Annotated in this window: 9 protein-coding genes, 2 tRNA genes, 1 other RNA gene and 1 pseudogene; 8 read left to right on the forward strand and 5 right to left on the reverse strand. The window is 52.3% G+C overall.

The genetic code is table 11. The annotated features are described in order from the left end of the window. Positions 1 to 245, reverse strand: a pseudogene (locus AC06ND_RS03405) (tRNA 2-thiouridine(34) synthase MnmA); the annotation flags it as partial. Between the two features lie 70 nt (positions 246 to 315). Between AC06ND_RS03405 and cdd the strand changes: the two are divergent. The 4 genes from cdd to AC06ND_RS03425 all read left to right on the forward strand — a co-directional run bounded on the left by cdd (position 316) and on the right by AC06ND_RS03425 (position 3,962). Continuing rightward, the gene (gene cdd / locus AC06ND_RS03410; protein ID WP_475677592.1) at positions 316 to 789 is read left to right on the forward strand and encodes a cytidine deaminase; all 474 of its coding nucleotides are present in this window, start codon (positions 316 to 318) and stop codon (positions 787 to 789) included. Between the two features lie 21 nt (positions 790 to 810). Continuing rightward, positions 811 to 909: signal recognition particle sRNA small type (ffs, locus tag AC06ND_RS03415), an RNA gene on the forward strand. An 8-nt stretch (positions 910 to 917) separates the two neighbouring features. Beyond that, positions 918 to 993: transfer RNA gene (locus AC06ND_RS03420), tRNA-Gly, on the forward strand. Positions 994 to 1,055: 62 nt separating this feature from the next. Then, the gene (locus AC06ND_RS03425; protein WP_475677593.1) at positions 1,056 to 3,962 is read left to right on the forward strand and encodes a M16 family metallopeptidase; all 2,907 of its coding nucleotides are present in this window, start codon (positions 1,056 to 1,058) and stop codon (positions 3,960 to 3,962) included. Here AC06ND_RS03425 and AC06ND_RS03430 read toward each other — a convergent pair. Next, positions 3,959 to 5,197: a BaiN/RdsA family NAD(P)/FAD-dependent oxidoreductase gene (locus tag AC06ND_RS03430; protein WP_475677594.1), complete on the reverse strand. Its 1,239-nt coding sequence runs from the start codon at positions 5,195 to 5,197 to the stop codon at positions 3,959 to 3,961. The genes AC06ND_RS03425 and AC06ND_RS03430 overlap by 4 nt on opposite strands. A 61-nt stretch (positions 5,198 to 5,258) precedes the next feature. On the opposite strand from AC06ND_RS03430, the gene AC06ND_RS03435 reads away from it, so the two are divergent. Together AC06ND_RS03435 and AC06ND_RS03440 are read left to right on the forward strand one after the other, a co-directional pair. Further along, positions 5,259 to 5,331 (forward strand) — tRNA-Thr (locus tag AC06ND_RS03435). 5 nt (positions 5,332 to 5,336) lie between these two features. Continuing rightward, on the forward strand, positions 5,337 to 6,365 hold the full coding sequence (locus tag AC06ND_RS03440; protein WP_475677595.1) for an ABC transporter substrate-binding protein: 1,029 nt from the start codon (positions 5,337 to 5,339) through the stop codon (positions 6,363 to 6,365). On the opposite strand, the gene AC06ND_RS03445 is transcribed toward AC06ND_RS03440, so the two are convergent. From AC06ND_RS03445 to dnaN, 3 genes are read right to left on the reverse strand one after another with little or no spacing between them, the layout of a single operon-like run. Next, on the reverse strand, positions 6,339 to 6,890 hold the full coding sequence (locus tag AC06ND_RS03445) for a hypothetical protein (protein ID WP_475677596.1): 552 nt from the start codon (positions 6,888 to 6,890) through the stop codon (positions 6,339 to 6,341). The genes AC06ND_RS03440 and AC06ND_RS03445 overlap by 27 nt on opposite strands. Before the next feature lie 8 nt (positions 6,891 to 6,898). After that, positions 6,899 to 7,819, reverse strand: coding sequence for an exonuclease domain-containing protein (locus AC06ND_RS03450; RefSeq protein ID WP_475677597.1), 921 nt, complete (start codon positions 7,817 to 7,819; stop codon positions 6,899 to 6,901). A 9-nt stretch (positions 7,820 to 7,828) separates the two neighbouring features. After that, complete coding sequence (gene dnaN, locus AC06ND_RS03455) at positions 7,829 to 8,950, reverse strand: DNA polymerase III subunit beta (RefSeq protein WP_475677598.1); 1,122 nt, start codon at positions 8,948 to 8,950, stop codon at positions 7,829 to 7,831. 135 nt (positions 8,951 to 9,085) lie between these two features. Here dnaN and AC06ND_RS03460 point away from each other — a divergent pair, with 135 nt between their 5' ends. Continuing rightward, complete coding sequence (locus tag AC06ND_RS03460) at positions 9,086 to 10,519, forward strand: Do family serine endopeptidase (protein WP_475677599.1); 1,434 nt, start codon at positions 9,086 to 9,088, stop codon at positions 10,517 to 10,519. A gap of 21 nt (positions 10,520 to 10,540) precedes the next feature. Further along, positions 10,541 to 10,785 (forward strand): sigma-70 factor domain-containing protein (locus tag AC06ND_RS03465; protein ID WP_475677600.1); only part of this gene is annotated, 245 nt, incomplete at its 3' end.

Consider the following 10,785-nt stretch of genomic DNA (forward strand, 5'->3'; position numbering starts at 1 on the left):
TAGTCTACGACCCTCTGGCGATACTCCTTGCTGAGGTCTACGAAATAGAAGGGGATGCCGATCTTTCGAGCCACGAGTTCAGCGACGAAGCGGTCCTCCTCCCACTCGCAGTCGCCGTGGAGGGTACCTGTCGTATCATGCCAGTTCTGCATGAAAAGTGCGAAGACGTCGTAACCAGCCTGCTTGAGCAGGAGTGCTGCGACGCTGGAATCCACGCCTCCGGACAGACCTATGCAAACTTTCATTGACTTTTGGATATTATGTTTAACTTTGTTAGGCATGATGCCATGCAAAGATAACACTAATTAACCGCCAATGACAAACAAAGATCTAAAAATCTCCTATGAGGAGTATGACTCCATCGAGGAACTTCAGCAGGGAGACAGGGAACTTGCAGAAATGGCAGTGGACGCCACGAAGTACTCTTATGCGCCATACTCGAAATTCAATGTGGGTGCAGCTCTTCTTCTCTCAGATGGACGTGTCTTCACGGGTGCCAATCAGGAGAACGCCGCATATCCTTCCGGACTTTGCGCAGAGAGGACGACCATGTTCTATGCGAATGCGCATGCTGATGGGGCTCACTTCTGCAAGCTGGCAATCGCTGCTTGTCAGGGCGGTGTGCTTCTGGATTCTCCAGCAACCCCATGCGGAGCCTGTCGCCAGGTGATGGCGGAATTCCAGACCAAGTCCGGACATCCGCTCGAGATCCTGCTCGTTGGCAAGAAGAAAGTGCTCAAATTCGAAAGGGTTGAGAGCATTCTTCCATTTATTTTTGACAGTCTCTAAAATTTACATAAATTTGCATCGGGGTAAGTCTTACACGACCAGCTCCCTCTGAATTCCCCCAGGGTCGGAAGGCAGCAAGGGTAGGAGGTCGTAGCGGTGCGATGTAATCAGCTTACCCTTTTTTCTTTGCGGAAATAGCTCAGTTGGTAGAGCGTTGGCTTCCCAAGCCGAAGGTCGCGGGTTCGAAACCCGTTTTCCGCTCCATGACCGGTGGCATGTCCCTGACAGCCTGCCGGTCTTTAATTTTGGATAATCAACAAGTTACCATGAAACGAATATTTACAGTAGTATTTGCCGCAGCGGCCATGCTCCTCGCAGCATCCTGCTCTGGCATCAAGTATGAGACCGTCGCAGGCGACCCTCTCAACACCAAGATCTACACCCTCGACAATGGACTCGAGGTATATATGACGGTGAACAAGGAGACTCCCCGCATCCAGACCTACATCGCAGTGAAGGTCGGTGCGAAGAACGATCCACTCGAGACCACCGGTCTCGCTCACTATTTCGAACATCTCATGTTCAAGGGAACCGAGCAGTTCGGTACATCTGACTATGCTGCGGAGAAACCGCTTCTCGACGAGATTGAGGCTCTCTTCGAGACATATCGCCAGACGACTGATCCCGCTCAGCGCGAAGCGATCTACCACAAGATAGATTCTGTCAGCTACCTGGCTTCGCAGATCGCCATCCCTAACGAGTATGACAAGCTCATGGCCCTCATCGGTGCTGACGGTACCAACGCATGGACCTCTCACGACGAGACCGTGTATACCGAGGACATCCCTTCAAACCAGATCGAGAATTGGGCTCGTATCCAGTCTGACCGCTTCATGCACCCAGTGCTCCGCGGTTTCCATACCGAGCTTGAGACTATCTACGAGGAGAAGAACATGTCCCTCACCCAGGACAGCCGCAAGGTTTGGCAGGCGCTCGACAATGCTCTCTATCCTCACCATCCTTATGGAATCCATGACGTCCTCGGTTTCCAGGATCACCTCAAGAATCCATCCATCACCAATGTAAAGAAGTACCACGACACATACTATGTTCCTAACAACATCCGTATCTGTCTCTCCGGCGACTTCGATCCTGACCAGATGGTGAAGACCATCGAGAAGTACTTCGGCGAGTGGGAGCCAAATCCTTCAATCCCTGCTCTCCAGTACGAGAAGGAGACTCCTATCACAGCTCCGATCGTTCGCGACATCTATGGTCTCGAATCTGAGAACGTCGCACTCGGATGGCGTCTCCCTGCAGCTACCGACCTCAGGAACACCGCCGTCGCTGAGATTGCCGGTTCAATCCTTTCCAATGGTCAGGCAGGTCTGATGGACCTTGACCTCAACCAGCAGCAGAAGGTGCTCTCTGCGTATGCTGGAACCCAGATCCAGCCAGATTGCTCAAGCTTCATCGCCATGGGTAACCCTAAGGCTGGCCAGTCTCTCGAGGAACTCAGCTCACTCCTTCTCTCCGAGGTCGCAAAGCTTCGCTCAGGCGATTTCAGCGAGTCTCTCATCGAGGCTACCATCAACAACATCAAGCTTTCCAAGATGAGAGAGCTCGAGGATAACGGTTCGCGTGCACAGCTCTATATCGACGCCTTCATCAACGGAATCAGCTGGGCGGACGCTTGCAAGGATATCGAGCGCTACTCTGCAGTGACCAAGGATGACGTGATCGCATGGGCGAACGAGTTCCTCCGCGATGACAATTATGTAGTAATCTACAAGAGGATGGGTGAGGATAAGGACATCCAGAAGATATCTGCACCTGCCATCACTCCTATCGCGACCAACCGTGACAAGCAGAGTGCGTTCCTCGTGGAGATGGCAAATACTCAGGTTAAGCCTATCGAGCCTGTGTTCGTAGACTTCAGCAAGGATATGAGCCAGTTCGATCTCGCGGAGGGCGTACATGTGCTCTATAAGAAGAATGAACTCAACGATATCGCAAGCGTATCGTTCGTGTTCAATACAGGCTCGGAGAATGACCCTGCCCTTGATTTCGCTGCGAACTATATCGACTACCTCGGCACCGAGGATATGAGCGCGGAGCAGATTGCGACCAAGATGTATGAGCTTGCATGCAGCTACACTGTAAGGGTCGGCAGCGGTGAGACTTCCATCAGCGTAAGCGGTCTCAACGAGAACCTTCCGGAGGCGATCAAGGTGGTTGAGGGTCTTCTCTTCAATGCGAAGGCAGACGAGAACATACTCGCAGCCCTCAAGGCGGATCTCCTCAAGTCAAGAGCAGACAGGAAGCTCAACCAGAGGTCATGCTACTCAGCTCTCACCAACTATGTGGTATATGGTGGCGAGTTCATCGACAAGATCACTCTCAGCAACCCTCAGGTGGCAGCTCTCAAGTCAGAGGAACTCCTTTCTAAGTTCTCTGAGCTCTATACCAAGGCTCATGAGATTCTCTACTACGGTCCAGCATCAGAGTCTGCAGCAAAGGATCTCCTTTCTGCAAGCCATAAGGTGAATGCTGGCCTTGCTCCTCTCCAGAAGTCATATCCTACCCTTAAGCAGAACAACGGCAGCTCAGTAGTGATGGCTCAGTATGATGCAAAGCAGATCTACTATATCCAGTATTCCAACAGGGGAGAGAAGTTCATGGCTCCTGAGGCTGCGGCTGTAAACCTCTACAACGAGTATTTCGGTGGCGGCATGAACACCGTCGTGTTCCAGGAAATGCGCGAGGCTCGTGGTCTTGCATATTCTGCATGGGCACGTCTGTATCAGCCAAGCAATCTCAAGAGCGACTACTATTATATGGCATTCATCGCTACCCAGAACGACAAGATGCGCATTGCCATCGAGGCTTTCGACGACATCATCAATCAGATGCCTGAGTCAGAGTCTTCGTTCTCAATCGCAAAGGAAGCCATCATATCGCGCATGCGTACCGACAGGACCGTGGGATCTGCAGTCCTCAGCGCATATCGCAGCTGCCGCGAGCTCGGTCTTGACGAACCTCTCGACAGGCAGGTGTTCGAGACTCTCCAGGGCATGACCCTCCAGGATGTGGTCGCCACACAGCAGAAGTGGGTCAAGGGACGTGACTACACCTACGCGATCCTCGGTGACATCAAGGATCTCGACGTTGCATACCTCAAGACCCTCGGTGACGTAAAGATCGTCAGCATGGAGGATATCTTCGGATATTAGGAACGAGCAGCCGAAAGACCGGCAAGATATCCGGTCGAAAAGGCAATGTGAAGATTATAACCGCCGGTATCGGCATCAAGGTCAAGGACTTCGCCCGCAAGGTGGAGTCCTTTTCTTTTCTTGGACTCGAGTGTCTTCTGATTCACTTCATCAAGGCTGACGCCACCGGCAGTGACCACGCAGCGTTCATAGCCGACGTTGCCGACAATGTCTATCTTCCAGTTCTTGAGCGCCTTGGCGAGTCTCTTATGGTCGATTTCGGGGTTGGCGGCCATGAACATGGGAATTACTTCCATAGGAAGAACCTTACCCAGAAGCACGCCGAAGCGGGTCTTGTATGGCTTGCCGTCGCTACGCTTGTCCTTGCACACCTCATCCCAGAGCTTCTGTATCCTCTTGTCGAGCTCGTCGTCTTCGACCGCTGGCTTGAGGTCGATCACAACCTGGACTCTGGAGCCGTTGAGCAGGGCTTTGACGCACTTCCTGCTGACCTTGAATCCTATAGGACCTTCGATTCCGCCATTGGTGAAGTCGAGGTCTCCGAACTCTTCCTGAGAGAGGTTGCCGTCGATGATTGTGCTCAATGCTACATTCTTGAGCGAGATCCACTCAGAGAATCTGTAGTCCTTAGGGGTGATGGCAGTGAGGCTAGGGAAACGGGGAGTGAGCTTATGGCCGAAAGCTTCCGCCCATGCGTATCCGTCGCCGGTCGAGCCCGTCTTTGGATAGGAGAGGCCTCCCGTCGTCATGATGAGCTTGCGGCAATGCCATGATGAACCATCTCCGCAGTTAACGATGAAACCTTCCTTCTGGATATCGTCAATGACATTGGTTACCGGGCAGTCGCAGACAATCTTTGCTCCGGCATGGCTGGCCGCATATACGAGGGTGTCCACGACGTCTGATGCGAGGTGTGAGCTCGGGAAAGCGCGGTCACCTCTTTCCACCACGCTGGCCATGCCGTTCTCTTCGAAGAAGGCGATGAGCTTTTCGGGAGTGAGGTTCTGGAATGAAGGACGCAGGAAGTTTGCCTTAGGGTGCACATGCTCCTGGAAGTCGTTCCACTCCTTGACATTGGTGAAGTTGCATCTGCCCTTTCCGGTGATCATGATCTTCCTTCCGGGACGAGGCATCTTCTCAAGGACGACCACGTCTTCTCCGCAGCTTGCAGCTCCATATGCTGCCATGAGGCCAGCTGCACCGGCACCTATTACAATAATTCCTGCTTCTTTCATATCACGGCAAATATCTAAAAAAAATAACATATATTTGCACCGCGCTCCTAAAAACGCATCAGCCACTTTAGCTTAGTCGGTAGAGCATCGCATTCGTAACGCGAAGGTCGTGGGTTCGATTCCCATAGGTGGCTCTCAAATGACATTCTTAAGATACATCACGCCGCTTTTCGCGGCTTTATTTTTTTACGCATGTTCGGCTTCGGTGGACGAGCTCGACTCTGGCTCTGCCCGTTATTTTTCCGTCGAGCAGAACGAGGATGGCGTGGTGGTCAAGGTCGTTTCTCCATTTGACCCAAGCGTTGACTCACTCGTCGTGCTCTCTCCTATGGAAAGTGTCGTCTGTATGTCGACCACCCTTGTAGCCGGTTTTGCCGAACTCGGGTGCGTGGATGTGGTGAAGGGCGTGTCCGGGAAGAACTATGTGTCGAATCCTCTGGTCTATGGGAACCCGGATGTCGCGGAGATTGGCTATGAGTCGGCAATGGACTACGAGACCATACTCTCCTTGTCTCCCGATTTGGTGCTAGCGTACGCTGTGTCCTCAGTTGAACCTGCGTATGTGCAGAAATTGCGCTCACTTGGCGTGAGGGTGCTGATGGTTTATGACAATTTCGAGTCGCATCCTCTCGCGCGTGCGGAGTATATTGGATTGTGCGCAGCCCTGGTCGGCAAGAGTGAGATGGCAGATTCCCTCTTCTCAGCTGTGTCTTCGTCGTATAATGCTATAAAGGCGAGTGCAGATGGCATCGGTGTTCAGGTGATGGTCAATGCCCCGTATGGCGATGCATGGTATGTGCCGGCAAAGGGCAGCTATATGTACAGACTTATCAGCGACGCAGGAGGGGTGCTTCTTGGGGCGAAGGACGGAATTGAATCCTCCATGATATCTCTGGAGACTGCCTACTCTTTCTCGAGAGAGGCAGACGTCTGGCTGAATCCCGGATATGCAGGCAGCAAGGTGGATCTGATGTCCATGCATCCATCCTTTGAAGAGTTTTGTCGTGATGGCCTGAGGATATACAACAACACCCTCAGGATGAATCCCGAGGGTGGTAATGATTTCTATGAGAGTGGCGCCATGCGGCCAGACCTTGTCCTGAAGGATCTCGTGGCGGTCTTTTCCGGGGAAGGGTCCGCCCTAGAATACTATATTGAAGTCAAATAGACTTTCCCCATCCATCTCAGCGCTGAACCTTATGCCTTGCTGGGTCCTCTCGGTGAGAGTTTCCCTTTGCTGGAGTTCGATCGCGATGTAGTCTCCTATTCTCAACGATACTATCTTCGAGGCAGCAGAAATTGCCTTGCAGATATCTGCAGCCGCGTTTTCTCCTAATGTGGTGCAATACTTCGTTTCTCCGTCCAGGCTTATGGAGAAGTTAGTCTCAGCTTTAGATATGTCTGACTTGTCCTTCAGAGGAGTCGGCAGTACGGAGCTGTGGTCGTAGCATGAGCCGGTGGAGATTTCATCACCGACATAGAGCAATACACCGAAGCCGAAGCTGTCGTAATAGCGCTCCGCGAACTTCTCACCGACACATTTTCCAGCCTTGCAGATTCTTGCGAACAGTACGGGTGCATAGCTGTAACCTGTAACCTCGTCGGGAACGAAGAGATCCTTGTTCTCCCTTTCCCAGGTGGTGTCAGGCCTGCAGTAGACTGCGCCGGATGCTGTCCTTACGATTATGTTCATGTCCTATCCTAGAAAAGACTTCCTGATCTTCCATTGCCACCCCACTTTCCGCGGAGCTGTGCAGCGGCGTCGCTCATCTGCTGCTCGCTGAGAGGTCTGGTCCTCGCCGCCTTCTTTTCCGCGTCATACTTTTCCTTGAGGAGCGCGAACTGTCTCTTCGTGTCAAGAGTGAAGTCTCCGTTCGATATCCATGCGAAGTATGAAGGCTCGGTCATGTAGACTTCGCGGCATGTCTTGCCCTTATGCTTTCCGAAGCTGATGCAAGGCTCCTTCTCTGCATTGAGCACTATCCTGCCGGCGTAGTCGACGACTTTCTGGTTCTCGGTGTAGTTCGCGAGCCAGTCCACGTCGTTCTTTATCACTTCCTCAGGGTATTTGTCAAGCTGGCCCTTGAGGACGGCATAGGTCGCGAGGGTGTCTGCTTCAGCCGCATGTGCGTTCTCGAAGTCTCCACCCACATAGAAGTTGTACGCTGCCTTGAGGTTTCTTGGCTCATTCTTGTGGTATATGACCTGTACGTCCACCATCTTCTTCTGGTGGAGGTCGATGCCGACGCCGAGTCCAGGTACGGCTGCCCTTGCCCTCTCAATCTCCTCTGCGAGGAGGGGAAGGTCAAACTTGGCAGAGTTGTATCCTGCAAGGTCGCTGTCCGAGAGCCACTCGCACACTTCAGGGAGTATCTCGAAGAAGCGTGGCTTGTCGGCGAGTTCCTCGTCGCTGATTCCGTGCACGGCCTGAGCGGAAGGATTCATCGGCTTCTGACAGTTGTTGACATAGTCCCAAGGACGGACACGCCATGTCTTGATGCGCTGTTCGCCGCCTGGGAGTATCTTTACGAAGCTGAGCTCCGCGATGCAATCGGACGCAATGTTAAGACCGGTGCTCTCTATGTCAAAGAAGAGCAGCGGTCTCTTGAGGTTGAGTTCCATGGCCTGAGACTAAGAGAACATGATAGGCATGATGATGCCGCAGAGCTTCTCGCTCTCAGCCTCGTCCTCTGCAGGGACGATGAGGGCAGCGCGCTTGCTGTCTGCGAACTTCATCACGATCTCGTTGCATGACATGTTGCTGAGGATCTCAGCGAGGAAGGTCGACTTGAAGCCGATGGTGAGTTCCTCTCCGTCATACTGGCAAGCCACCTTCTCGTATGCTGCGATTGAGAATCCGAGATCCTGTGCAGATATCTCGAGAGAATTCTCCCTGAGGTCGAACTTGATCTGGTTCGATGCCTTGTTCGAGCAGACTGCGATACGACGTACGGTATTGAGGAAGAGCGCACGGTCGATCTTGAGGGTGTTCGCGTTGTTCTGAGGGATAACGTCACGGTACTTAGGGTAGCGGCCGACGATCTGACGGCAGATCACGAGTGTCTTGTCGAAGCTGAATGAAGCGTTCTTCGCGTCGAATGCCACGGTTACGTCCTCGACATCCTTGCCGATGATAGCCCTGAGGATGGCTGCGGTCTTCTTGTGGAGGATGAACGATGCCTTCTGCTCAGACTTCACGTCCTTGGTGGTGTAGCAGATGAGCTTGTGGGCATCTGAAGCCACGAGGGTGGTGGAGTCTGTGTCGATGTCGAAGAAGATACCGTTCATGGTAGGACGGATCTCGTCGTCTGCAGTTGCATATATGGTGCTTGAGATACCCTCGACAAGGGCTGCTGCAGGGAACTGTACGCTTACAGCTGTCTCGTCGGTACCTGTGATGTCAGGATAATCCTCTGCTGGGAAATATGGGAGAGTTGACTGACCGCTTGCCCAGATGCACTCGAATGAGCTGTCGCTGACGGTATTGATGGTGAGCGGCTGGTCAGGAAGCTCCTTGAGGAGTTCGATCAGATGCTTTGCAGGCACGGCAATCCTACCCTCTGATGCCGCGTTCTCGACATCGATGGTGGTCTTAAGGGTGAGCTCGGTGTCTGAGGCTGTGATCTCGAGCTTGCCGTCTGCAAGCGCGAAAAGGAAGTTCTCGAGAATCGGGTTCGACGACTTTGCCGGGATGGCCTTCGAAACGGCCAGGGTGCCCTTGAGCAATTCGGAACTAGAAATAACCAGTTTCATAAGTATGGGATTTATTGATCAATAATCGGTGGTATGTATAGGTCACAAATATATGAAATTCGCGTGAATGTTATGGCATATATTTTGAAAAAATGAGTGCAGTCAAACAAAAAAAGAACGTAAAATTATCTAACTATGAAAAAGACCCTTATAGCAATGTTCGCATGCTCGGCTCTTATCGCCGGGCTGACTTCTTTCGGCGTAGCTAAGGCGGCTTACGCCAACGATCTTTCTTCAGATATGGAGGCGCCTGTGGGCAATAGTTACAGGACTGTCAATCTCAATCTGGAAGATTATCCGGACTTCACATATGCAGCAGAGTCGGCAGTTGACGCTGTCGTATATGTCAAAGTGACCGTAACTGACAAGGTGGCATCTTCCCCAAGTTCCATCTTCGACTTTTTCTTCGGATACGAAGGCACTCCGCAGGAGCGTGAGCGTACCGGCAGCGGTTCTGGTGTCATCATCCGTGAGGACGGCTACATCGTGACCAACAACCACGTTATCGACAAGGCCAGCAAGATCGAGGTGACCCTCAACAACAACGAGACTTACGAGGCAACCCTCGTCGGCACTGACCCTGCAACCGACGTCGCTCTCATCAAGATCGACGCCAACAATCTTCCTGTGGTTCCTTTCGGAGACTCTGACGCACTCCGTCTCGGAGAGTGGGTCATCGCGATCGGAAGCCCTTATGACCTCCGCTCTACCATCACTGCAGGTATCGTCAGTGCAAAGGGCCGTTCGATGCCTAACTATACTGGTGAGTTCAAGATTGAATCCTTCATCCAGACCGATGCTGCGGTTAACCCTGGAAACAGTGGTGGAGCCCTCGTGAACAAGGCTGGTCAGCTCGTTGGTATCAATACTGCAATTATCTCACAGACAGGATCTTATGCGGGATATTCATTCGCTGTTCCTGTCAATATCGTGAAGAGAATCGTGGACGACCTCATCGACTTCGGCTCAGTCAAGAGAGCGATGCTCGGAATCACCATGCAAAATGTTGATAAAAAAATAGTTGACGAATTGAAACTTTCGTCTGCGAACGGAGTATATGTTTATGAGGTTTCAGCAGGCGGCGCAGCCGACAAGGCCGGCATCAAGAAGGGAGACGTACTCGTTGCGATCAATGACGTCAAGGTAGTTGACGGTGCATCGGTTCAGGCTCTCGTAAGTACCTACCATCCTGGAGATAAGGCGAAAGTCACCATCATCAGGGACGGCAAGACCAAAGACGTTGAGGTTACCTTCCTCGCACAGTCTTCGGAGAATGGCGCAATTGACGACGAGGGAGCAGTCGCTTTCTACGGAGCGAAGATCCGTGAGGCAGACAAGGAGACCCTTGCAAAGTTCGGAATCAAGCACGGAGTGGAGATCGTATCAGTGGCTCCAGGCAAGATCAAGGACGCCGGCGTAAGTGATGGTTTTATCATCATGTTCGTCAACAACAAGCCTGTAAGCAAGCCTCAGGACGTGACGGATATCGTCAAGAAGTCCGAGAGGGCTGTCTATGTCGAGGGTATCACACCTGCGGGCAAGGCTTCCTATTTCGGCTTCGCCAAATAGAAGGTAAAACGAACTAGATAAATGAGACAGCTTAAGATCACTAAGTCGATCACCAACCGTGAGAGTGCGTCGCTTGACAAATATCTCCAGGAGATCGGCAGGGAAGAACTAATCACCGTAGAGGAAGAGGTCGAACTCGCCCAGCGTATCAGAAAGGGCGACCAGGTGGCTCTCGAGAAACTCACAAGGGCGAACCTCAGGTTCGTGGTGTCTGTGGCAAAACAGTACCAGAATCAGGGACTCAGCCTTCCGGACCTTATCAACGA

The sequence above is a fragment of the Candidatus Cryptobacteroides sp. genome, assembly GCF_056207615.1.

Excerpts from the sequence above, each read along its gene's own strand:
- AC06ND_RS03445 (WP_475677596.1), bottom strand. The coding sequence starts at position 6,890 with ATGAACATAATCGTAAGGACAGCATCCGGCGCAGTCTACTGCAGGCCT.
- AC06ND_RS03430 (WP_475677594.1), bottom strand. The coding sequence starts at position 5,197 with ATGAAAGAAGCAGGAATTATTGTAATAGGTGCCGGTGCAGCTGGCCTC.
- AC06ND_RS03440 (WP_475677595.1), top strand. The coding sequence starts at position 5,337 with ATGACATTCTTAAGATACATCACGCCGCTTTTCGCGGCTTTATTTTTT.
- AC06ND_RS03450 (WP_475677597.1), bottom strand. The coding sequence starts at position 7,819 with ATGGAACTCAACCTCAAGAGACCGCTGCTCTTCTTTGACATAGAGAGC.
- dnaN (WP_475677598.1), bottom strand. The coding sequence starts at position 8,950 with ATGAAACTGGTTATTTCTAGTTCCGAATTGCTCAAGGGCACCCTGGCC.
- AC06ND_RS03460 (WP_475677599.1), top strand. The coding sequence starts at position 9,086 with ATGAAAAAGACCCTTATAGCAATGTTCGCATGCTCGGCTCTTATCGCC.
- AC06ND_RS03425 (WP_475677593.1), top strand. The coding sequence starts at position 1,056 with ATGAAACGAATATTTACAGTAGTATTTGCCGCAGCGGCCATGCTCCTC.
- cdd (WP_475677592.1), top strand. The coding sequence starts at position 316 with ATGACAAACAAAGATCTAAAAATCTCCTATGAGGAGTATGACTCCATC.